The 21,795-nt window shown below is 66.7% G+C and carries 19 protein-coding genes; 9 read left to right on the plus strand and 10 right to left on the minus strand.

Annotated elements, in window-relative coordinates:
* Positions 1 to 47 precede the first annotated feature (47 nt).
* The 3 genes from GFS60_RS03085 (at position 48) to GFS60_RS03095 (ending at position 3,072) form a co-directional block, all read left to right on the plus strand.
* Entirely contained in the window at positions 48 to 839 is a 792-nt protein-coding gene (locus GFS60_RS03085; protein WP_159918939.1) for a crotonase/enoyl-CoA hydratase family protein, read from the plus strand.
* A 153-nt stretch (positions 840 to 992) separates the two neighbouring features.
* Entirely contained in the window at positions 993 to 1,886 is an 894-nt protein-coding gene (locus tag GFS60_RS03090; RefSeq protein ID WP_159926827.1) for a phosphatase PAP2 family protein, read from the plus strand.
* Positions 1,887 to 1,923: 37 nt separating this feature from the next.
* A complete protein-coding gene (locus GFS60_RS03095; RefSeq protein ID WP_159918940.1) occupies positions 1,924 to 3,072 on the plus strand; it encodes an alpha/beta fold hydrolase in 1,149 nt (382 codons plus the stop codon).
* 88 nt (positions 3,073 to 3,160) lie between these two features.
* On the opposite strand, the gene GFS60_RS03100 is transcribed toward GFS60_RS03095, so the two are convergent.
* Genes GFS60_RS03100 through GFS60_RS03120 form a run of 5 tightly spaced genes read right to left on the minus strand, consistent with a single transcriptional unit; the run spans position 3,161 to position 8,102 of the window.
* Positions 3,161 to 4,825 (minus strand): transposase, encoded by a 1,665-nt coding sequence (locus tag GFS60_RS03100; RefSeq protein ID WP_201453397.1) that lies wholly within the window; start codon positions 4,823 to 4,825, stop codon positions 3,161 to 3,163.
* 53 nt (positions 4,826 to 4,878) lie between these two features.
* Positions 4,879 to 5,568 carry a TIGR04282 family arsenosugar biosynthesis glycosyltransferase gene (locus GFS60_RS03105; protein WP_159918941.1) on the minus strand — a complete coding sequence of 230 codons (690 nt, stop codon included), beginning with the start codon at positions 5,566 to 5,568 and terminating at the stop codon, positions 4,879 to 4,881.
* A complete protein-coding gene (locus GFS60_RS03110; protein WP_159918942.1) occupies positions 5,565 to 6,239 on the minus strand; it encodes a glycosyltransferase family 2 protein in 675 nt (224 codons plus the stop codon). Before GFS60_RS03110 ends, GFS60_RS03105 begins: the two co-directional genes overlap by 4 nt.
* The gene (locus GFS60_RS03115) at positions 6,232 to 7,299 is read right to left on the minus strand and encodes an NAD-dependent epimerase/dehydratase family protein (RefSeq protein ID WP_159918943.1); all 1,068 of its coding nucleotides are present in this window, start codon (positions 7,297 to 7,299) and stop codon (positions 6,232 to 6,234) included. Before GFS60_RS03115 ends, GFS60_RS03110 begins: the two co-directional genes overlap by 8 nt.
* Positions 7,296 to 8,102, minus strand: a complete 807-nt coding sequence (locus GFS60_RS03120; RefSeq protein ID WP_159918944.1) for an S-methyl-5'-thioadenosine phosphorylase — start codon at positions 8,100 to 8,102, stop codon at positions 7,296 to 7,298. The genes GFS60_RS03115 and GFS60_RS03120 overlap by 4 nt, the downstream gene beginning before the upstream one ends.
* Before the next feature lie 19 nt (positions 8,103 to 8,121).
* Here GFS60_RS03120 and GFS60_RS03125 point away from each other — a divergent pair, with 19 nt between their 5' ends.
* Positions 8,122 to 9,534: a hypothetical protein gene (locus tag GFS60_RS03125; RefSeq protein WP_159918945.1), complete on the plus strand. Its 1,413-nt coding sequence runs from the start codon at positions 8,122 to 8,124 to the stop codon at positions 9,532 to 9,534.
* A 42-nt stretch (positions 9,535 to 9,576) separates the two neighbouring features.
* Here the strand turns inward: GFS60_RS03125 and GFS60_RS03130 are convergent, their stop codons facing one another.
* The gene (locus GFS60_RS03130; RefSeq protein WP_159918946.1) at positions 9,577 to 10,782 is read right to left on the minus strand and encodes a low temperature requirement protein A; all 1,206 of its coding nucleotides are present in this window, start codon (positions 10,780 to 10,782) and stop codon (positions 9,577 to 9,579) included.
* 146 nt (positions 10,783 to 10,928) lie between these two features.
* Here GFS60_RS03130 and GFS60_RS03135 point away from each other — a divergent pair, with 146 nt between their 5' ends.
* Both GFS60_RS03135 and GFS60_RS03140 read left to right on the plus strand, forming a co-directional pair.
* On the plus strand, positions 10,929 to 11,933 hold the full coding sequence (locus tag GFS60_RS03135; protein ID WP_159918947.1) for an ROK family glucokinase: 1,005 nt from the start codon (positions 10,929 to 10,931) through the stop codon (positions 11,931 to 11,933).
* Positions 11,918 to 12,253, plus strand: a complete 336-nt coding sequence (locus tag GFS60_RS03140; RefSeq protein ID WP_109326306.1) for a WhiB family transcriptional regulator — start codon at positions 11,918 to 11,920, stop codon at positions 12,251 to 12,253. The genes GFS60_RS03135 and GFS60_RS03140 overlap by 16 nt, the downstream gene beginning before the upstream one ends.
* A gap of 70 nt (positions 12,254 to 12,323) precedes the next feature.
* Here the strand turns inward: GFS60_RS03140 and GFS60_RS03145 are convergent, their stop codons facing one another.
* From GFS60_RS03145 to GFS60_RS03160, 4 genes are all read right to left on the minus strand, one after another.
* Positions 12,324 to 14,105, minus strand: a complete 1,782-nt coding sequence (locus tag GFS60_RS03145; protein ID WP_159918948.1) for a serine/threonine-protein kinase PknD — start codon at positions 14,103 to 14,105, stop codon at positions 12,324 to 12,326.
* A gap of 52 nt (positions 14,106 to 14,157) precedes the next feature.
* A complete protein-coding gene (locus GFS60_RS03150; RefSeq protein WP_109326312.1) occupies positions 14,158 to 14,385 on the minus strand; it encodes a hypothetical protein in 228 nt (75 codons plus the stop codon).
* Between the two features lie 110 nt (positions 14,386 to 14,495).
* On the minus strand, positions 14,496 to 17,069 hold the full coding sequence (locus GFS60_RS03155) for a LuxR C-terminal-related transcriptional regulator (protein ID WP_236603363.1): 2,574 nt from the start codon (positions 17,067 to 17,069) through the stop codon (positions 14,496 to 14,498).
* Between the two features lie 256 nt (positions 17,070 to 17,325).
* On the minus strand, positions 17,326 to 18,414 hold the full coding sequence (locus tag GFS60_RS03160; RefSeq protein ID WP_159918949.1) for an AI-2E family transporter: 1,089 nt from the start codon (positions 18,412 to 18,414) through the stop codon (positions 17,326 to 17,328).
* Positions 18,415 to 18,573: 159 nt separating this feature from the next.
* On the opposite strand from GFS60_RS03160, the gene GFS60_RS03165 reads away from it, so the two are divergent.
* From GFS60_RS03165 to GFS60_RS03175, 3 genes are all read left to right on the plus strand, one after another.
* Positions 18,574 to 19,011: a DUF7144 family membrane protein gene (locus tag GFS60_RS03165; RefSeq protein WP_159918950.1), complete on the plus strand. Its 438-nt coding sequence runs from the start codon at positions 18,574 to 18,576 to the stop codon at positions 19,009 to 19,011.
* 9 nt (positions 19,012 to 19,020) lie between these two features.
* Positions 19,021 to 20,718: a SulP family inorganic anion transporter gene (locus GFS60_RS03170; RefSeq protein ID WP_159918951.1), complete on the plus strand. Its 1,698-nt coding sequence runs from the start codon at positions 19,021 to 19,023 to the stop codon at positions 20,716 to 20,718.
* An 84-nt stretch (positions 20,719 to 20,802) separates the two neighbouring features.
* Entirely contained in the window at positions 20,803 to 21,771 is a 969-nt protein-coding gene (locus GFS60_RS03175) for a hypothetical protein (protein WP_159918952.1), read from the plus strand.
* The last annotated feature ends 24 nt before the right edge of the window (positions 21,772 to 21,795 follow it).

Below are 21,795 nucleotides of genomic sequence, written 5' to 3' on the forward strand. Positions count from 1 at the left end.
GTCAAGGGTGCTAACGTCGGCCGGACCAGCGAGGAAAGGCGCATCCGATGGCTTCCGACGTGGTACTCGTCCGACGGGACGGCCCGGTCACGACGATCAGTCTCAATCGGCCGGAAGTGCGCAACGCGGTAGACAGGCCCACCGCCGAGGCGCTCGCCGACGCCTTCCGCGAGTTCGACCGCGACGAAGACGCCTCCGTCGCAGTTCTGCACGGTGAGGGCGGGACGTTCTGCGCAGGGGCAGACCTGAAGGCGATCAGCGCAGGCCGGGGTAACCGGGTAGCCCCGGACGGTGACGCCCCGATGGGCGTGTCCCGCATGAGGCTGTCCAAGCCTGTCGTCGCCGCGGTCGAGGGTCATGCCGTGGCCGGTGGACTCGAATTGGCACTGTGGGCCGACCTGCGGGTCGCCGACGAGAACGCGATCTTCGGGGTCTACTGCCGTCGTTGGGGTGTCCCCCTGATCGACGGGGGAACGGTTCGCCTCCCGCGACTCATCGGTGAGAGTCGCGCGATGGATCTGATTCTCACCGGCCGTTCCGTCGACGCCGACGAAGCCCTCCTGATCGGGCTGATCAACCGGAAGGTCCCGGCCGGTGACGCGCTTTCGGCGGCGCAGCAACTCGCCGCCGACATCGCTGCCTTCCCGCAGGTGTGCATGCGGCAAGACCGGCTGTCGGTCCTCGAACAGCACGGCCTTTCCGAGGAGATCGCGCTCCTGGCGGAACTACGCCACGGCGCAACCTCGTTGGCGAACGGAACAGTCGAGGGTGCGTCGCGGTTCGCCGCCGGCGCGGGGCGGCACGGATCGTTCGACACGCCCGAGGCGGATCGCTCCTGACCGAGCCCGGTGACGATGACAGGTGCGTAGCATCGATTAACCGGGCTCGAAGGTGGGGTGCACGTGAACGACTGGGTAAAGGAGCAGTTCTTCCGGGCCGCACCGACCGAGGCCGTGGAAACGTCGCGGCGCCGGATCCGACTGCGGCAGGTGGTGTGGTTCTCGTACCTGTCGGCGCTGGTGCTGGTGATCTGGTTCGTCGGATTGCCCACCGATCGTCTCTATCAGGCCGCCTGGATCATCGCCGGGCTGATTGCCTTCACCATCGACCGCAGCTGGCGTGAACACCTGAAGGTACTGACGGATTGGCTCCCGCTCATCGCCGCGCTGGTGGTGTACGACCTCAGCCGGGGGGTCGCCGACGAACTCGGAATGCCCATCCGCGTCACGGAACTGGTCACCGCGGAGAGCTGGCTGTTCGGCGGCGCGATCCCGACGGTCTGGTTGCAGGACCAGCTGCTCGGGCCGCACGGTGTGCCACCGTGGTGGACTCTGCTCACCGGCATCGTCTACACCAGTCATTTCCTCGTGCCGTGGCTGGTCGCGGCGGTCTTCTACGCGTACTCCCGGCCGATCTGGGCGAAATACATGAGGCGGGTGCTGGTGCTCTCGTACCTCGGGTTGACCACCTACATCCTGCTGCCGGCCGCGCCGCCGTGGTTTGCGGCCGAGGTGGGCGCGATCGATGATCCCGTGGGCCGGGTCGCCGGCTTCGGATTCGGCATCGTCCCGCTGGACGTGAGCACGCGGTGGCTGGAGGCACAGGGCAATCCGGTGGCGGCAATGCCCTCGCTGCACGCCGGTTTCGCTTTCCTGGTCGCGATCGCGTTGTGGCCGCTGACCACCAGGTGGTGGCTGCGTATTCCACTCGTGCTGTACCCACTGGCGATGGCGTTCGCGCTCGTCTACGGCGGCGAACACTATGTGGTGGATGTGCTCGCCGGCTGGGCCTGCGTCGGACTCGCCATCGTCCTGTGCAGGATGTGGGAGGGGCGGGCCGGACTGCGCGGGGAAGGGGAACGCACGGACGTCTCCCTCGCTGCGTGACCACCGTAGGAAACCGGCACGCGTACCGTCGGAAGAGATGCAACAGTACGTCCCTCGCCCCCCGTCCACCGTCGGCGACTGGAGTGATGCCCGACGGAAAATGCAGTTGCGCCGATCCCGCCCGGGACACTCGTGGCGCCGCTTCGGCCGCACTCGCCGAATGCTGATGTGGCTCGGACTGTCGATGGTGCCCGTGCTCATCGTCGGTGGGCAATATTGGGTCCAGGACGTGCAACCCGAGAGGGAGCGGCTGGCCCAGACCCTGCCCGCCGTCCACGACGTCTACGAGGCGAAAGATCCGGCCGATCAGAAAACAGCAGTGGTCGACATGGTCGGGCTCGGCAACGTCGACGCCACGGATACGGCACGGTCGCTCGGGGCCTATACCGACCTCGGGCAGGTGTGGGCGGTGGAATATGACAACAGCGGTATCGACACCAAGGTGATCAGCGACCTGATCGTCGACCATGCCGCCGCCACGGGAACCGACAACATCATCCTGTCGGGGCACAGCATGGGTGGGGTGGTCGCGCTGGAGGTGGCTCAGCACATCTACGAGGACACCGACACCGTGCTGGCAGGGGTCGTTCTCGACTGCACGCCCGTCGATCTGCACGCCGTGCGGGGAGATGCGCGCGACGCCGGGGAGGACATGCTGCGGTGGATCGGCTGGTTGCCGGGCGCGCGGGAGAGCAGGAGCCTTCGCGTGCTCGTCGAAACAGCCGCCCGCAAGGACCGCTTCCTCGACAGCAACTCGTGGTACCCGCGCGTCGATCTGTCCGCTCTCGGCAGCGTCGTCGAGGAGGTCCTGCACGACAAGGTGTTCTCGGATGATGCCGCCAGTAACGGGTTGATCGAGTCCCAGTTCAAGGTAATTGTCGCCTCCGGTGCCATCGACAATTTGAAGTCGCTTGCCGTGGAGCGGGATGGGAAACCCCTGCCGGCAGTCGTTTTCGTTCGCCCGCGGGACGGTCGATTCGATCCCGTGGTCGATGTCGACTACACCCAACGCATACTCGTCGAGCAGTCCGGCGGCGTGGACGGCACGCTGCTCGTCGCGAAGCTGGATGGGATCGGGCACGCCAATCCCATCCAGCAACCGGCCGCCTACAACGCGGCTATCGAGAACCGAATCGCACCGTTCCTCCGGCCGCTCCTCCCGTCCCCACCCGTGCGTACTTATTAACCGCGGAGGGGCTGTTGCGAAATGTGTGACCGCGCTGGCGGGTGAGGGGGTGCCGCGGTGGGGGATCCCGCACCTTTGCGGCTCTCGGTCAGGTGGTGGCCGGGAGGGTGGTTCCGCCGGTGAGGTGGGTGAGGATCTTGCCGAGATTGTGGACGGCGGCGTGGAACGCCCATTCGCTGCGGGCCCGGTCGAGGCCGCGGCTGGTGAACCGGCGGAAGCCGAGGTTGTGTTTGGCGTGTCCGAACACGGTTTCGGCGATCGGTGAGCGCTTGCGGTAGGTGGCGATGCCGTCCTCGGTGCGTAGCCGATCGGCCATCGCCCGGATTGGATCCGGGTGCGGGTGCGGTGGTGCGGATCCAGCAATCGGATCGTCGGCCGCGGCGGCCTCGAGGTCCCGGCTCTTGCCGGTCGCGATCAACCGGTCCGGGCCGGGCGAGGTCAGGTTGCTCCGCGAGCAGTACCCGGCGTCGAAGAGCATCACCCCGATCAACTCCTCCGGTGTCGGGTCGGCGGGGTCCGGGCCGGTAGGGGGCGGGTCGGTGGGAAGTGTTCGGCCGCGACGGGTGGCGTCGATCAGTTGCGCGGCCTTGCCGACCTTGTCGACCAGGTCAGGGAAGTAGTCATAGTCCGCGGGGCTGGTCCCGACCCCGGTGGCCAGGATCACCCCGTCCTCGCTGGTGAACGCCTGACAGTTGTATCCCTGTAGCCACCCGCCGCCGCGCAGCGGCTGCAACCGCGAGTCCGGGTCGGTGATGTTGCGGCGCCGCTGCCCGGCGGCGGCGATGCGCTCGCGGTGTTTACACAGGGCGGTTTCGAGTTCGGTGCGCCGCCGCCGCACCAGATGATGCTCGTCGACCGGTTTCGGCACGAACCGGCCCCGACCGGCGGCGGGAGCATCCCGGAACCGGTCGAGCACACCCTGCTGCGCGGCGACCGCCTGCGCCAGCCGCCGCTCGGCGGCGGCGACCTCGGCCCCCACCGGCACCCGCCCCATCACCGTCTGACCCGCATCGAGCCTGCTCAGATAATCGTGGGCCTTACGGTCCCGGTCGGCATCCTGGTCCTGCTTTTCCGTCTCGAGCTGGGCCAACGCCTCCGCGATCCGCGCTGAGCGGGTCGCCGGATCGGCCAACTCCGCCGGCACCTGCCCCGGTCCCGGACCGTCGTTGCCGTAGAGGTCGTCCTCGGCGTCGTCGCACGCCGCGTGCGCGGCCGCCGCCGCCGCGGCGATCCGCGCGGCCTCCGCCTCGGCCGCTCGGCGGAGCCCGTCCTCGGTGCGGTTGGCGTCCTTCGAGGCGTTCGAGGCGATCTTCACCCCGTCCAACGCGATCGTTTCGAGTCGGCCCAGTCCCATCCGCGCGGCCAGGATCAGGACCTGCGTGAACAACTCCTCGCAGGCGGTGTGGTTGTCCTTGCGGAACCGCGAGATCGTCGCGTGATCGGGGGCGTCTCCGGCGCAGATCACCCGGTAGGACACCACCTCCGAGCAGGCCCGCTCGATCTGCCGGGACGAGCACACTCCCCGCGACCACGCCCAGATCAGCAAGGTCACCAGCATGTCCGGGTCGTAGCCGGCCCGCCCCGCACCGCCGGTGCGGCGGCCGTGATGGAACGCCCGGGTATCGAGATGGGTGCCGACGATCTCGATCACCGTCCACACCGGATGGGTGGCCGGTAACCACTCCCGCATGTCCGGCGGCAACAGGAACTGCTGATCACGATCTACCGGTCGATATCCCTTGGCCACCAACACATTATCCAGGAAACCGCAGGTCACAGCATGTAGACACGCGGGCACCCCGACCCTCAATTTCGCAACAGCCCCCGGAATGTTAATAAGTACTCACAGGTGCGGAAGCGGCTTCCCAGTGCACACTGCGCCGCGACTGGTCCGAGATCGGCGGCGTGATCGACGTCGCGCAAGGTCGGTAGCAGGCGCACCGACGCGCCCGCGGCGATCAGCGCCTCGTAGGTCTTCCGACCGGTTTCGGAACTGGACGTCGGCACCGGGAGGATCGCCTCCGCGACCCCGGGGTCGGGTACGCCCAGAGCCCACCAGCCGCCGTCCTCGGCAGGCCCGAGCACACACGTCGGTGCCTCGTCGGCAAGTAGTGCGGCCGCATCGCCGAGCAGATGCGCGGTGACCTGCGGCGTGTCCATCCCGATCTGCAGAACCGGTGATTTGGTCATCGTGAAGGTGTCGGCGTGGGCATTGACCAGGCGTTCCGCAAAATTGCCGCCGCGCTGTTCGAGGACGGTGACGCCCTTCAGTGCTGCCGTGATCTCTCTGCTCCGCGTCGCCCGCGCGAGATCACCGGTCAGGGCCACGACACGATGGGCAACTCCGGTCGAGGTGACCGCGTCGAGAGTGTCCAGCAGTGACGCCGCCGCCAGATCTGCGGCCGCGCCGTTCCCGATCTCCCGGGCGAGGCGAGTCTTCGCGAACCCCGGCACCGGAACCTTCGCGACCACGAGAACGGCCACGCCGATGCTCACCGCATCACCCTCCAGAAGTCGTGGACGGCGCGCAGCGTCCCCTTGACCGACCCCGACACCTTCGACGACCCCGCGGTGCGCGGTCGGTAGGTGATGTCACATTCGGTGATCCGCCAGTGCGCGCGGCCGGCGAGAATGAGGAGCTGCAGTGGGTAACCCGAACGCCGGTCGCCGACACCGAGGTCGAGAAGGGCCTGCCGCCGAACCACTCTCATCGCACCGAGGTCGTGGACGGGGATACGGTAGCGGCGTCGAAGGCGGGCAGCGACGACGGCGTTGCCGATCCGGCTGTGCAGGGGCCAGGTGCTGCGTTCGACCGGGCGGCGGCGGCCGACGGCGAGATCCGCACCGAATTCCACGGCAGCGACGAGTGCGGGGAGCTCGCGGGGGTCCATCGAACCGTCGCCGTCGAGCACACACACCACCGGCGTCCGTGCGGCCTCCACGCCCGCGTGGACGGCGCTGCCGTACCCGGGCCTGGCCTCTGCCACGACGGACGCACCGTGCGTCCGGGCGACGTCAGCGGTGCCGTCGGTGGAATTGTTGTCCACCACCAGCACTCGGTAGCCCGGCGGGATCCCGGCGAGTACACCCGGCAACGATCTCGCCTCGTTCATGCAGGGAATCACCACGGTGACGTCCGCGGGAGAGATGGTGACGCCCTCAGACATGAGGAGAACCCATCGAGCGGGCGTTGCGCAGCGGTGCGTGGGCAAAGGCGGTGAGTCCGTCGTGCGGCCGGATCCGGGCCCGGAATTCCAGGAACTGTTCGGCTCTTCGTGGATCGGCAACGATGTGCCGGACGTCGCCGGGGCGATATTTCCCGGTGACGACAGGCTCGGGCCCGCCGCAGGAACGTGCCAGTGTCGTGGCCACCTCACCGATCGTGATCGGCTGGCCCGAACACACGTTGAACGCCGCAAATTCCGGTAACTCCGCGTCGAGTGCGGCAATGTTCGCCGCCGCGACATCCCGGACATGGACGAAGTCCCGTGTCTGCCGTCCGTCCTCGAACACCCGAGGTGGGTCGCCGTCGTCGAGAGACGACCGGAACATCGCCGCGACACCGGAATACGGCGTGTTGCGAGGCATCCCGTCGCCGTACACGTTGTGGTAGCGCAGCGCGGTGACGGATCCGCCCGTGGCCAGCGACCAGGCGAGTGCGTAATTCTCCTGGGCCACCTTGCCGGCGGCATAGAAGCTACGCGGACGCAGCGGCGCATCCTCGTCCACGAGGGCCCACTCGAGCGGCTCCCCGGTGTCGGGATCGATGTGGTCGAACACTCCCGCGTCGAGATCGGTCCTACGGCGTGGTGCCGGTTCGACGTCATCGCCGCGCCGGTTGCGATAGCGCCCGACGCCGTACACCACCATCGACGACGCCAGTAGCATTCGGGTGCACTTGGTTTCGTACATCGCGGCCAGGAGTACTGCCGTTCCGAAGTCGTTGTGACTGGCGTATGCGGGGGCGTCGCTCGCGTCCACTCCTGCCCCCACGACAGCGGCCTGGTGGCACACCACGTCGATGCCGTTCAGCAGTCGGGTGATGGCTTCCTGGTCGCGGACATCGATGTGCCGAACACCGTCCGGAATGTCCGCGTCGGCGCCGTGCGCGCACGGCAGCAGTGCGTCCACCGCCACGACCTCGTGTCCCGCATCCTGCAGAGCCGTGAAGACGTGGCTACCGATGAAGCCTGTTGCGCCCGTGAGCAGCACTCGTCGAGAAGTCATGGCAGTTCGATCGGCAAGGTCGCGCCCTCGTGCACGCGACAGGTGTCGCACGGACCTTCCGGCGCCGCGGCGATCGCCTTGTGAACCAATGATGTCAGGGAACCGAGGTTGCGTTCGAACTCCGCGAACACATCCACGGCGCGCACACCGTCCCCTGCATCGATCCCGGCGTCGAGGTCGGTGACCAGAGCGATGGTGGCGTAACACATCTCGAGCTCCCGGGCCAGAACGGCCTCAGGGTGTCCGGTCATGTTCACCAGTGACCAGCCCTGCCGTGCGAACCACTGGCTTTCCGCCCGGGTCGAGAAGCGTGGGCCCTCGACCACCACCAGCGCCCCGCCGTCGACCGTGCCGGTCCGCAGGGCCGCCTTGCGCAGGTCGGCGCAGTACGGATCGGCGAACTGCACGTGAATGCCGCCGCCATCGAAGTACGTCTGGGTGCGGCCACTGGTGCGGTCGACCAGCTGGTCCGGGATCACCAGCGTTCCGGGACCCCAGTCGGTGACGAGGCTCCCGGCGGCGCACGGTGCGAACACCCGCTGCACACCCAGTGTGCGCAGCGCCCACAGATTGGCGCGATACGGGATCGTGTGGGGAGCGAACTCGTGACGCCGACCGTGCCGCGGCAGGAAGGCAACCCGCCTGCCGTCCACTTCGCCTACCGTGATGGGGGCGCTCGGGCTGCCATAGGGGGTGACGAGCTCGACCTCCGCTGCTCCTTCGTCGAAAAAGGAATAGAAGCCACTCCCGCCGATGACGGCAACCTCCGCACGCGGGCGTTCGGTGGAACTCATTGCGGTCATAGAGACATCCTCCGTCGTTATGCTGGGCGCGAGTGCGACTTTCGCCGAAGGAGATGACGTCATCGGACCCGAGCAGCGAGCAGCGGGACGGCGCTTCGCGTACCGGGATCTGACGGCTGCCGGGCTCGCGCTGCTTCTCGTCGCCGCGGCGTTCGTCGTCCCACGCCTGGGCAACGAGACGATGACAGCGATTGTTCACCGGGCGGCGGAGAGCGTGCGAGACTTCGCGGATGCCGCTCCGCTGTTCGGGTTCCGCGACGTGCACGTCGGCTGGGGGACCCCGGTCGCGATCGTGCTCGCGGTGGCGGTCACGGTGTGGGGTCCCGGCCTAGCCTCGCGGCTGTCGTGGCGGCACCTCACGCTGGGAGCGTGGCTCGTCTCCGCCGCATGGGCGATGTCGCTGGCGATGGTGGACGGCTGGCAGCGCGGGTTCGTTCGCAGATTGACGTCCGAGGACGAGTATCTGCACGAGGTTCCCCGGATCACCGACATCCCGACGACGCTGCGCGGCTTCACCGAACGAATTTTGGACAACCAACCCGAATCGTGGACCACCCACGTGTCGGGGCATCCGCCGGGTGCGCTCCTGACGTTCGTCTGGCTCGACCGGATCGGCCTCGGCGGCGGCACCTGGGCCTCGGCATTGTGTGTCGTGGTCGGGGCGAGCGCGGCCGCTGCCGTGATCGTCACCATCCGGGCGCTGGGCGACGAGTCGATGGCGCGGCGCGCGGCCCCGTTCCTCGTGCTCGCGCCCACCGCGATCTGGGTGGCGGTGTCCGCGGACGCCTTGTTCGCGGGAGTGGTGGCGTGGGGGATCGTCTTGCTCGCCCTGTCCGCCCGTCGCGCGGTCCGGTGTCCGACCACAGCCGCGGTCAGTGGTGGCGTGCTGCTCGGATTCGGGATCTATCTCAGCTATGGCCTGGTTCTGATGGCATTGCCCGCGGTGGCCGTCCTGGTGATCGCCCGCACGGCGAGGCCGCTGGCCGGCGCCATGGTCGGTGCCCTTGCGGTGGCGGCAGTGTTCACTGCGTACGGCTTCTGGTGGTTCGACGGCTATGTGTTGGTGCAGGAACGCTACTACCAGGGCATCGCGTCGGATCGGCCGTTCCGGTTCTGGGCATGGGCGAACTTCGCCTCCCTCGTGTGCGCCGTCGGAGTGGCGGTACCTGCCGCGCTCCCTCGGGTGTTCACGTGGCCGCGGCTGAAGGAGCTGTCCCCGGTCAACGTGCTGGTGGTCGCCGCCCTGCTTGCCGTGGTGATCGCGGACCTCAGCGCGCTGAGCAAAGCCGAAACCGAACGCATCTGGCTGCCGTTCGCGGTGTGGCTGCTCGCCGCTCCCGCGCTGTTGCCGCGGCCAAGTCACCGGTTCTGGCTTGCACTACAGGCTTTCGGCGCACTGGCCGTCAATCATCTGTTCTTCACGAACTGGTGACAGCCCGTGCGTACATATCCACCGCGGAGTGTTAACAAGTGCTCACGGGTGGGCGTGACGAATCTGGTCGCGGGGCTCGTCGTAGCGGATCGTTTCGAAACCTATCAGCGCGAGGAGGACCGCAGTGAGAATCCCCAGCGTCGCGAGGGCGGGAACGTGCCAGACGAGCGGGATCAGTGCGAGCAGGATGACCGCCGCCACCACCCGGGGCACCGTCACGGACCCGGTGGCGTACGCCTTGAACCACACCAGTGCGAGCAGATAGAGCCCGGCGCCACCGAACAGTGCGATCAGCGGCCAGCCGTACAGAGGATCTGTCAGCCGGTGATCGTTACCGTCGCCGACATACGACAGGATCTTCTTCAGTCCCAGCGACAGCATCACGACACCGATCACCATCGGAAGATGCAGGAAGCTGTAGCAGTTGCGGGCGATCCGGATCTGACGGGCACCTGTGGCTCGTTCGAACGCGTGCTCCACGGCCAGGGACGTCACGTCGAAATACGACCACCACAGCAGCCCCGACACCGCGAGGCCGAGCAGCGACGCCACGATGATGGCCCAGGAGATCGGGAGGTCCGCGACGCCGATGCCGATGGACACGATCGACTCACCCAGGGCGACGATGATGATGAGTCCGTGCCGCTCCGCGAAATGGGTGACCGATCGCAGCCGCCACCCGGTCCCCCCGATGAGGGTGCCGATGTAGTCACCGGCGAGGGCCAGGAACCACATCACGGTCTGTGCGTTTCCAGTGAGCTGGGAGGCGATCAAGAGGAAGGTCGTGCCGATCAACATGCTCGGCGTGAACCGGAGAACCTGGCCGCGCAGCTGCGGATCGTCGCGGCTGATCACCCAGAACATCAGCAGATGTAGGGACCGCACCACGAAGTAGCCGAGGGCGAAGACAACTGGGCCGTCCAGCCCACCGGCTAGATCGTCGAATGCTTCGGGGATGGTCAGCGCGGTGATGAAGACGCCACCCATCGCACCGAACATCACCACCCGCACGACTCCTTCGTCGGCGCGCACGAGGTTGCAGATCCACGCGTATCCCACCCAGCTCCACCACAGAACGGCGATCACCAGCGAGCCACGCAGCAGATTGACGCCCGTGGGGTCGTCCGCCATGAAACCGGTGACGCCCGTGATCGCAAAGACGAACACGAGGTCGAAGAACAGCTCGAGCGTCGAAACCGACTCGCGCTCCTGGACGAGGCGCGGACGCAGACGATGGGCGAAGGTCACGGATGAATGGTGCCACCTCGTAGCACACCGCGGAAGTCGGGCCAGAGCGGCTTTGTTCGTAAAAAGGCGGAAGTATGTATTGATGTCGGTCTTAAGTTCCTCTACTGTCAGCGTGACACCGCTCACTCGTATGGAGGACAGAAACCATGGCTCTGACGATCGGTATCGACGTGGGTGGCACCAAAATCGCGGCCGGAGTCGTGGACGGCGACGGAGTCATCCACCGGATGGAGCGTCGGCACACCCCGTCCCACGATGCGCGGGAGGTCGAGAACGCCATCGCCGAGCTCGTGCGTGAACTGGCTGCTGCGTATCCCGTGCAGGCGGTCGGTATCGGCGCAGCCGGTTTCGTGGCCGCCGACCTCAGCACCGTGCTCTTCGCCCCGAACCTCGCCTGGCGCAACGAGCCTCTGGGTGAAGTCGTCCAGGCCTCCTGCGGACTGCCGACCATCGTCGAGAACGACGCCAACGCCGCAGCCTGGGGCGAGGCGCGATTCGGGGCCGGACGCACCGGTCGAACCGTTGTCGTGCTCACGGTCGGAACCGGAATCGGCGGTGGCATCGTCGTGGACGGCGTTCTGCACCGCGGACGCTTCGGAGTGGCTGCGGAATTCGGTCACCTCAATGTCGAACCGCACGGCCGCCGCTGCGGTTGCGGGAACAACGGATGTTGGGAGCGCTACGCCAGCGGACGCGCGCTCGTGCGGGAGGCGCAGGACCTCGCGGTGGTCTCGCCCGCATTCGCCGCGGAACTCCTGGCCCGCGCAGGTGGACGCGCCGAGGCCATCACCGGACACCACGTGACCGCCGCAGCACAGCACGGCGACGCAGCGGCGCTCGAGTGTTTTGGGGAGATCGGTTCCTGGCTCGGACACGGCATGGCGGACATCGCCGCGTTCTTCGATCCCGACCTCTTCATCATCGGCGGAGGGGTGTGTGAAGCGGGCGAACTGCTTCGGGCCCCTGCCGCCGCCGCGTTCGAGAACCGCCTCACCGGACGCGCACACCGGCCGGTCGCCGAAGTCCGGCTGGCCGAACTCGGCGCGAACGTCGGCATCGTCGGCGCCGCCGACCTAGCTCGCGAGCACCTGCTCGGGCTCGCTCATGACGGCTCACAAGTATCTGGAGGAGTGCAATGTCCAATCGGCTGAGTCTTCCCGTTCCGGTCGCCGAAGTGTGGGACTGGCAACGAGACGCCGCGTGCCGCGGCTACGAATCGTCACACTTCTTCCACCCCGACCGCGAACGCGGCCGGGCACGCGAACTGCGGGACTTCCGCGCCAAACAGACCTGCCGAGGCTGTCCCGTGCTGGTCGAGTGCCGCGAGCATGCACTCAGGGTGGGCGAACCGTATGGAATCTGGGGTGGGCTCGCCGCGCACGAACGCGAAGAACTCCTCGCCAACCACCAGGGCCGGGTGGACGACGCCGTCGCAGAATCGTTCGGCCTCGATCTGGCACGCCACGCCTGACGCCGTTCGATCTAAAGCGCCACGCCTGACGCCGTTCGATCTGCAGCGCCACGCCTGACGCTGTTCGGCCTCAGTTACCGGCCGGAAGCATGAGCACCCGGCCGTTGTCGGTATCCGCGACATAGACGTCGCCACGGTTCGACACGGCGATGCCCTCGGGTTCACTGAGTCCGGTGAACGGCAGAACTTCCTGTTCGTCCGAGCCGGCCTGAAGTCGCAGCACGCGGTGATGGTTCTGGTCGATGGCGTACACCGTCCCGTTGTCGTCGACGGCCACTCCGCCCACGCTCTGCAGGTCGGTGAGGGGCAGAAAGCTCTGCGCGCGGGTGGCCGCGTTCCACGCCAGAACCTTGTTCGGGGTGCCTACATAGAGGTCGCCCTGCTTGTCGACGGCCACGGTGAACGGGCCGATCACCGTGAGCGGTACGTCGGCGGGGCTCGCCGTGACGTCGTGCAGGGACACCACCCGGTTGTTCAGCGTGTCGGCGACATACACGGTTCCGTCCGGCCCCACCGCGACGCCGAACGGCTGGTTCAGACCGGTGAACGGCAGCGGCAACGCGGTGTCGTCGTGCAGCAGTGTCACCGTGTTGGTCACCAGATCGGAGACGTACACGTCACCGGAAGCACTGACGGCGACGCCCTGCGGCACCGCGAGTCCGGTGAACGGCAGGACGGTCTTCTGTCCGGAGCCGGCGTGCACGCGCACAACCTGCTTGGCCGAGCTGTCCGCGATGTAGAGGTCCCCGGCGTCGCTGACCGCGAGTCCCGCAGGACTCGCCAGGCCGGTAATCGGAAGGACCACCTGCGGGCTCGTTGACTGTTCGTCCGGCCATGCGAAGAAGGCGACACCGGCCAGGATCATCGCGCCGGCCAGGGCCGCGGTCACCGTCACCGGCTTGCGCCACCACGGCCGGCGCCTCGGCGCCGGGACGGTCTCGGTGAGAGTCCCGCCGCTGACATGTGTGGTTGCCGCGGGATCGACGGGCCGGGACTGGCCGGGGGCGAGGGCGGGTGCGCTGCGTGATGCGGCGTCGATCGCGTCGCTGAACTCACGGCAACTCGAATACCGGTCGTCACGGTCCTTGGCCATCGCCCGCGCGACGACATCGTCGAATCCGGCGGGCAGATCCGGCCGCACCCTGCTCGGCTTCGGGATCGGACCGTTCAGATGACCGTGCATCACCGCGGAGGCCGTGGTGCCCGGATACGGCGGTTCGTTGGTCAGAAGGTGGAAGAATGTGCATCCCAGCGCGTAGATGTCGACCCGGTGATCGAGTGTCGCACCCTCGATCTGCTCGGGTGCGGCGTAATGCAACGTCGCGACGAGCATCCCCGTCCGGGTCAGTTGATGTGTTTCGTCCAGCGCCTTCGCGGTGCCGAAATCGGCCAGCAGGATCCGTTCGGGATCACCCTCGGCAAGCAGGATGTTGGCGGGCTTCACATCGCGATGCAAAATCCCGGCCCTGTGTGCATGGTCGAGGGCGTTCCCGGTCTCGGACACGATGTGCATCGCCCGCGCGACATCCAGTCCGCCGGACGCGAGGGCTTTCCGCGCGTCGACGCCGGGAACGTACTGCATCGCGATCCACAACCGGCCACGCTCGCGGCCGCGGTCGTGGATCGTCACGATGTTCGGGTGTTCGAGTTTCGCGGCGTGGTCGGCCTCCGACTCGAAGCGTGAGCGGACGTACTCGTCGCTCGCCCACACCGAGTCCAGCAATTTGAGGGCGACCTTGCGTGGCAGGTTCGGATGCTGAGCGAGGTACACGGTGCCCATGCCGCCTCGTCCCAGAACCCGTTCGATCACGTAGCCGGCAAACACCGTGCCCGGTTCGAACTCGCCACTCACACCGGCTTCACCGCCTCCCGGGTCCCTCCACCCATTGAACCCCGACCCCGGGTCAGTCCGGTAGCCGCCGCATCTCGATGACGGTCAATCCCAGCGCGTCGAAACGGGCCAGCATCCCCCGCAGGTCCGTCGGGCTGTCGACCCGGCCGTACAGCGTGGTGTCACCGGTTGTCACACCCGACACGTCCAACTCGGGGAAAGCCGCAATGACCCGCTCGGACAAGGTGCCGCTGATCAGGAAGGCGTACCTGACATTGTCGGGCCAGGTCGATTGCTCCACGGCGGCTCCTTCATTCGCGGATGGGCAGTCCTTCGACAAGCGGTCAGCCAATGAATCAAGGGTGACTCGAAAGACGGCGGCGCGCCTCACCCGCAAGTGGTGAATCGCGCTCAGAGCAAGCCGGCCTGTTGCGCCGCCGCGATGGCGTCACGTCGGGAGGTGACCCCGAATTTGCGGTAGATCCCGCGCAGGTGCGTCTTCACGGTGTTCACGGACACGCACAGGTCGGTAGCGATCTGCTCCGCCGTGCGCCACGACGGAAGCTCCACGAGCAGTTCCAGTTCGCGGGGAGTCAGCATGTCGGATGCCGCGGTTCCGGACCGTGGAAACGACGCGCGTAGCCGCTCCGCGAAAGTCTCGAGCACCCCGAACCGGCCGGTGCTCCGGATCAATAGTTCTCGGATCTGTGGTCCGCAGTCGTGGAACGGACGCAGCACCGAATCGGGCTCGGCCAGGCGGAGCGCCTCGGTGAGGGCACTGTGCGCCCGCGAATCATGTTTACGGGCAAGCGCTATGGCCGTGTCGACCAGCCACGCCGCAATCAGATTGGTGCCCGCCGCGCACACTACTGTGCCGTCCAGCACGGGTTGCAGGGTTTTGCGGGCCTGATCGAGACGGTGGGCGTGGACGGAAACGATGGCGTCGAGGACCGCCGTGTCACCGGTCGATCCGATCAGGGTCCGCGCGTCCGCCGCGAGTTCGTGCGCCCACCCGACCTCGCCGGCGGTGAGGTACGCGTACTGGATCGCCGGCAGCAACACCGCCCGGATACCCGGCGGCACGGGAATCGACGACGAGACAGGGCTGTGCGCATGGAGCGTGGTCACCGCACTGTGCCGATGGTCCGACCCGTCCAGTCCGAACAACACCGCTGCGCCGTCCGCGAATCTTGCGGTCCCGGCGTTCTCACGGTGCAGAACTACGGCCGATTCGGCGGCGATCCGCGCGGCACCATCGTCGAGACGGACGTACCGGCACCACGAATCGACCAATCGGACCAGGTGAAACGTCGGATTGTCCGTGGCGGACTGCTCCGTTCCGATTCTGAGCGACTCGCTCACGAGGGCGGCGGCACGAACTACTTCACCTCTCGACATGGCGAGGGCCGCGAGAGAGCCGAGGCAGTACATGACGGTGAGCGACGCATGGGCGAGGCGGGCGTGAGCCAGCGCCTTCCCGAGTACGTGCTCCGACTCCTCGGTTCGGCCGAGGAACAGTAGCGCCCTGCCTTCCTGAAGAAGTACGAACGCGTCCAGTTCGGATTCGCCGGTCGATTCCGGTCCCACCGACCGCAGCCGGGTCAGCGCGCCGTCGATGTCGCCGGTCTGAACGGCGGTCTGCACGCGGAGCGACTCCCGAAGCAGCAGGTGCCGTCGCGGATCCATTTCGTCGATCGCGGTCTCTGTCCGTGTGCGGTCGAGAACGTCGAGCGTAGACCGCGCCACGGGAACGTTGCCCGCGGCCAGCGCCGCCGCCGCGCGGATCAAGCGCGCCGACGGATGCTCCTGGGTGGTTCGCGGCGCCCGGGTGAGGAGACGATCGACCGCCTCACCGTGACCCCCGACGATCAACGACAGCGACGTCCGGGAGAGCAGCGCGACGATCGCATCGTGGTCGCCCGAGTTGACCGCATGTTCGAGCGCCACCAGCGCATCCCCGAATTCCGCGTGCCAGTGCGCGGCGGTGAGTTCGAGATGCTCCACCTCGACGTGCCCGACGCGGCTGATCTCCGCCCGCAGATAGCTACGCAGCAGCGGGTGGTACCGGTACTCCGTCGGGGAGCCGTCGATTCGGTTGATCAGAAAATTGTGGTGTTCGAGCCAATCCACCTTGTCGTGCGCGTCGGTGCAGCCAGTGAGGATCTCCGCGAAGTGGGTTGTGAACGACGCGGGCACGGAGGTGCGGAGAAGGAAGTCGCGCATCTCGTCGGTCTGGCCGGCGAGAACTTCCTCGATGAGATAGTCGGCGACCGCTCGGCGATTACCGGAGAACTCGGCGATCAACCGACTGGGATCGGGATGGCCTTCCAAAGACATTCCTGCCAAACGGATTCCGGCTGCCCAACCCTCGGTGCGCTCCATCAGGGCGTCGAGGTCGCCGGAATCGAGCCGCACATCGTGCTCGGTGAGCATCGCGGCAGCCTCCTCGGCGGTGAAGGCGAGATCGCGGGCCATGACGGTGAACAGCTTGCCCTCCAGCCGAAGTCGCTGCAGCGCCAGTGGCGGCTCGAATCGTCCGCAGATAATTGTCCGGAGCATCGGCGGTTGCCAGCGCATGAACGACTCGAGGTCGTTCAGTATGTCGGTGTCGAGGAGCAGATGAGCGTCGTCGATCACCATCCAAAGGTTCTCCCCGAGTTCACCCAGATCCGCGGACATGTGCGCACCGAGGTCGGGGGAATCGGGGTCGAGGCGGTCACACAACGCACGCAGCCGAGGATTTCCGGTTTCGTTCAGTGCCCGCAGAATGGCGCGGTGTATGACGCCGATGTCGTTGTAGCGTTCTTCGATCGTGATCCATGCGATGGTCGGTGAATCCGCGCCCGCCAGAACTTCGGATGCCCAGTCGGCGGCCAGTCGGGTCTTGCCCGACCCGGCGGGCGCGCACACGAGGACGACAGGATAGGGGTGATCTTCGCTGGTCAGGGCATCGGTAAGGAGGGTGTGCAATCTGGTGCGGGTCACCGTTCGGCCCACCGCATCCGAAGGTATTCGGATACTCGAATGAAACTCGCCGAAATGTACTGCCGTCACGCCGACCCCCAATTCTCGCTGCACCGAGAAACGATCTTCGACAAACGCCAATCTCCGACGCCGTGGGCCGGTGCGGTGATTTTAGCGAGAAAGCGCTGTTCGTGTCGGTGAACGGCAGGGCGCTCCGCGCCTCCGTGCGCCTTTCTGGTTGCCCCAGCTACCAGAAAGGCGCACGAGCCCGAAGGGCCTATGCGGCCGGTTCTGGGGGCGGGGGAGCGTCGCTGAGAATTGTGTTCACCCACCTCGTGGACGGGTCGATATCGATTAGCAGCGCCTTCGCCATCAGTGTCAACGGAATCGCGAGAATCGCGCCGAGGGGACCGAGTATCCACGTCCAGAAGACCAGCGACAGGAAGGTGAAGGTCACGGACAGGCCGACGGCGTCGCCGACGAACTTCGGTTGGATCACCGACTGGATGATGACGTTGATGACGCTGTACACGACGATGACCGTCAGCATCAGTCCCGGACCGCCCTCGAGCAACGCGAGCAGAGCCGGTGGAACGAGCCCGAGGACGAAGCCGACGTTCGGAACGTAATTGGTGATGAACGACAGCAGTCCCCACAGGATCGGCAGCGGAATCCCCAACGCCCACAGCGCCGCGGTGTCGATGACCGCGACGATCAATCCGAACACCGTGGACACGATCAGATACTTGCGCGTACCGGCCGAGAAGGCGGTGAGGGCGGTAGCGATGTCGGGGCGCATCTGCGTGACGATGGACATCCGCGAACCGTAGGAGCTGCCGTCGACGGCCATGAACAGCAGGAGTGCGAGGACGAACAGCAGGTTCGAGAAGACACCCAGCATCGCCTGCAGAATTCCCTCGACCAGTCCGAAGACCTTGCCGTAATCCACCTGGGACAGCAGCGTCTGGGCGTCGGTGGAGTTCACCCCGTTGCTGTTCAGGAAACTCTGGGCGTCATCGATCAGGCCGGTGAAGTCGTCCGCGTATTCCGGTAGGAGCGTGGCGAGTCGCGCGACGGACAAGGCCAACGACAGCACGAGGACGAGAAGAATGCTGTTGACCACCACGATCGCCGCGATTGTCGCGAGCCAACCCGGGACACCCTTTCTGTAGAGCCATACGGGCAGCGGGTGGACTGCGACGGTCAGCATGAGAGCGAGGAAGATGGGGCCGACGATCGACGCAGCCACCTGGATCCCCGCCACGGTGACGACGAGCGCGGCCAGCCCGAGAATGACGATCAGACCACGCGGCATCGACCATTGGGTGTCTGCCGGTTTACCGGACCGGTCCTGAGGTTCCGTCATCTCGTGTCCCCTTCGCAAAGGTCGGCCGCATCGACTCTCGCATTCGGTGCGCCGACGCACATCATCCGTTGCAGATGAGGATCACCCGGCGCGGATGATGTCCACGACCGAACGAGGCCGGACCATTCACTTGTTCGCAAACACACTTTCGAGAAGGGCATGGACATGACGACCAATCCCGAGTCCAGAACGAACAGCCCTGTAAAGCAGGGTTTTGCAGCAGGAACGTCTCTGGCAGCGGCGATTCTGCTGCTGACAGTCGGCGTGATTTCGTTCTTCCAGGGAATTGCCGCAGTCGCTTCCGACGACCTGCTGGTCATCGGCGTCGAATACACCTATCAGTTCGACACCACCACGTGGGGGTGGATTCACATCGTTCTGGGCCTCGTCCTGATCGCCAGTGCCGTAGGTCTGATGACGGGCGCCACCTGGGCGCGAATCGTGGCCGTCTGTATTGCCGCACTGTCCATCCTCGCGAACTTCCTGTGGCTTCCCTACTACCCGCTGTGGTCGATTCTCATCATCGCCCTCGACGTGGTCGTGATCTGGGCAGTCACCACTTGGGACACCAGCAAGTACGACACCGCCACGTACTAGGACGAGGGAGTGGTGAGTCCCCGGGCGGGCGCTTGGCCGGTTTTCGGCTCACTGCGGGAGTATCGAAAGGGATGGGTCAGGCCCGATGTGCTCGCGGGCCTGACCGTCTGGGCTGTTCTGGTCCCCGAGGCCCTGGCCTACGCGACCATCGCGGGTGTGCCGCCCGTCGTCGGCCTGTATGCGGCGGTCCCCGCGCTGATTCTCTATGCGGCGGCGGGTAGTTCGCGGCACCTGGTGGTGGGGCCGATGTCTGCGACAGCCGCGCTGTCTGCGGCCATCGTCGCACCCGTCGCCGCCAGCGACGGCGGGAAATATGCAGCACTGTCGGCGGTCCTGGCGATCGCGACCGGAGTCGCGGGACTGCTCGCCGCCCTGCTCCGTCTCGGCTTCATCGCGTCATTCATCTCCGAACCCGTGCTCAAAGGCTTCATAGTCGGTCTCGCCCTCACCATCATCATCGGGCAGGTGCCGGCGATCTTCGGGATCGAGAAGACGACGGGCAACTTCTTCGAACAGACCTGGGGGGTGATCGCTCACCTCGGGGACACGGACTGGGGCACCCTCGTCGTCGGCGGGCTCAGTCTCGCCGTGGTGCTGGGGCTCAGGCGCTGGGTGCCGGTCGTCCCCGGCTCGCTACTCGTCGTCCTTCTCGGAATCGCCGCGGTCTCGCTGTTCGACCTGGATGGCAAGGGCGTCGACATCGTCGGACCCATTGATTCCGGTCTGCCGACGCTCGGGTTACCGGAAGGCGTCGGATTCGACGACTTCCTCGATCTGATGGGCCCGGCTGTGGGTGTGTTGCTGATCGGGTTCGCGGAAGGACTGGGCGCCGCGAAGACATATGCGACGAAAGAGGGCTACGAGGTCGACCCGAATCGAGAGTTGTTCGGTCTCGGCGCCGCGAATCTCGGCTCCGGTCTCTGCTCGGGAATGGTGGTCAACGGCAGCTTGTCCAAGACCGCCGTGAATGGTGGGGCAGGGGCGAAATCGCAGGTGAGCGGCCTGGTAGTGGCCGCGTTGACCATCGTCACGCTGCTGTTCCTCACCGGACTCTTCGAGAAGCTGCCGGAGGCGACGTTGTCGGCGGTGGTGATCGCGGCCGTCATCGAGCTCGTCGACATTCGAGCGCTGCGCCGGCTCTACGGCGTGTGGACCGAAAGGCTCGGCAACATCTACGGATACGCCGCGCGTGCCGATTTCGCGGCCGCGCTCGCCGCGATGGTCGGGGTGCTCCTGTTCGACACTCTTCCCGGACTCGTCATAGGAATCGGCGTGTCCATGCTGCTGCTTCTCTACCGAGCGTCGCGTCCCCACGTCGCAGCGCTGGCGAAGGAAGGATCGCTGTGGGTGGACGCGGAGCGTCACCCCGGCCTTCCGACCGCACCGCACGTGGTGGTGGTGCGCGTGGAGGCGGGACTGTTCTTCGCCAATGCCGAGCACGTCAAGGACCGCATCGAGGACCTGTGCGCCGACGACACACGGGTGGTGGTTCTCGACGCCGAGACGTCACCTTTTGTCGACGTCACTGCGGCGCAGATGCTCGGACAATTGCGGAGTGTGCTCGCACGCAGGGGAATCGAACTCCGAGTCGCGCACGACATCGGACAGTTCCGGGACACGCTCCGGCTGTCCGGCTCTGATGCGACACCCGTCAACCTGTACGCCACCGTGCAGGACGCGCTCGACGCAGGCGCTTCGCGCCCGTGAGTGGTTGACGAGTGCAGGGACTCCTCAACCACTCACGGGTGGCGGAGCCGCCGGTAGTGTTCGGGCGGATTCGAGGGGGGTCGAGTGAAGAGAATTGCCGGGGCGCTCCTGTGCGCCGTCATCACGTCCGGGTGTGCGCACAACGTGTCGGGGACTGCGGGGGCTTCTCCGCTGGACGAGTCGAGTCCAGGGCAGCAACGTCACATCGACGTCGAGGACGCCCTACGCGCCGCCGATCCGTGCGGACTTCTGGACGAGGCTGTGGTGCGGCAGTTCGGGACGGTTCAGCAATTCGGATCCGCTGTGCAGTTGCCGGTGTGTTCGGCGCTGATTGCAAGGCCCGGCGGCGCGAAGACCTATGTGGACGTGTCTCTGCTGCCATCGATGCTGTCGGACGCAGCGCTGACCCGGCCGGACACGGTCGACGGGGTCACTGTCTACCGCGGCCCGGGCGCGGACCTCGCGCGCGGGACGTGTGAACGCGTCTTCCAGCTGAACCTCGGAACGCTGGAGGAACGCGCGAACCCCCAGTTCGCGACCGTCCGCGTCGGAACCGTCGCCGGGGAGGACGCCTGCCCGCTGGCCGACGCGGTGCTGGACTCCGCGATCGACAGCATGCGGCCGGGACTGCCCGCCCGTGACGCCGCGGCCCGGAATCAGGTGGCACTCGCGGTCCACGACCCGTGCGAAGTCCTCGACGTGCTGGGCAACGCCGGCGGACGCGTCGTCGATCCGGACGCACCGCCGACACCGTTCGACTGCGTCCTGTTTCCGGACCCGTATCGGGCGCCCGGAAGTGAGGTGACCGTGTCGTTCACCGTGTCGCCGGTCAAGGAAAACCGACCAACCGTTCCCACCGGACCGGAGACGATCGGCGACCGGTGCCGCTGGACGAGCCCGATGGGTGAGCCGATCGACATCACGCGACCCGGAGCCGAGGTCAACCAGTTCACCCGCAGGCTCGGTTCCGCTGGTGCAGTCGTCACTGTTCACGGGCCGAACTGCACCGCAGTCGCGAGGGTCGTGGAGGCCGCGACCACGGTGTTCGGATAGGCGGCCCGACGGACTCACCCGGGA

This window comes from Rhodococcus sp. WAY2 (assembly GCF_009859915.1).
In the GTDB taxonomy this organism is placed as follows: domain Bacteria; phylum Actinomycetota; class Actinomycetes; order Mycobacteriales; family Mycobacteriaceae; genus Rhodococcus_F; species Rhodococcus_F oxybenzonivorans.

What these genes read in the sequence shown, in the direction of transcription:
- GFS60_RS03120 (WP_159918944.1), bottom strand. Translation starts at nt 8,102, where the DNA reads ATGACCGCAATGAGTTCCACCGAACGCCCGCGTGCGGAGGTTGCCGTC.
- GFS60_RS03110 (WP_159918942.1), bottom strand. Translation starts at nt 6,239, where the DNA reads ATGTCTGAGGGCGTCACCATCTCTCCCGCGGACGTCACCGTGGTGATT.
- GFS60_RS03085 (WP_159918939.1), top strand. Translation starts at nt 48, where the DNA reads ATGGCTTCCGACGTGGTACTCGTCCGACGGGACGGCCCGGTCACGACG.
- GFS60_RS03125 (WP_159918945.1), top strand. Translation starts at nt 8,122, where the DNA reads ATGCTGGGCGCGAGTGCGACTTTCGCCGAAGGAGATGACGTCATCGGA.
- GFS60_RS03165 (WP_159918950.1), top strand. Translation starts at nt 18,574, where the DNA reads ATGGACATGACGACCAATCCCGAGTCCAGAACGAACAGCCCTGTAAAG.
- GFS60_RS03140 (WP_109326306.1), top strand. Translation starts at nt 11,918, where the DNA reads ATGTCCAATCGGCTGAGTCTTCCCGTTCCGGTCGCCGAAGTGTGGGAC.
- GFS60_RS03160 (WP_159918949.1), bottom strand. Translation starts at nt 18,414, where the DNA reads ATGACGGAACCTCAGGACCGGTCCGGTAAACCGGCAGACACCCAATGG.
- GFS60_RS03115 (WP_159918943.1), bottom strand. Translation starts at nt 7,299, where the DNA reads ATGACTTCTCGACGAGTGCTGCTCACGGGCGCAACAGGCTTCATCGGT.
- GFS60_RS03095 (WP_159918940.1), top strand. Translation starts at nt 1,924, where the DNA reads ATGCAACAGTACGTCCCTCGCCCCCCGTCCACCGTCGGCGACTGGAGT.
- GFS60_RS03135 (WP_159918947.1), top strand. Translation starts at nt 10,929, where the DNA reads ATGGCTCTGACGATCGGTATCGACGTGGGTGGCACCAAAATCGCGGCC.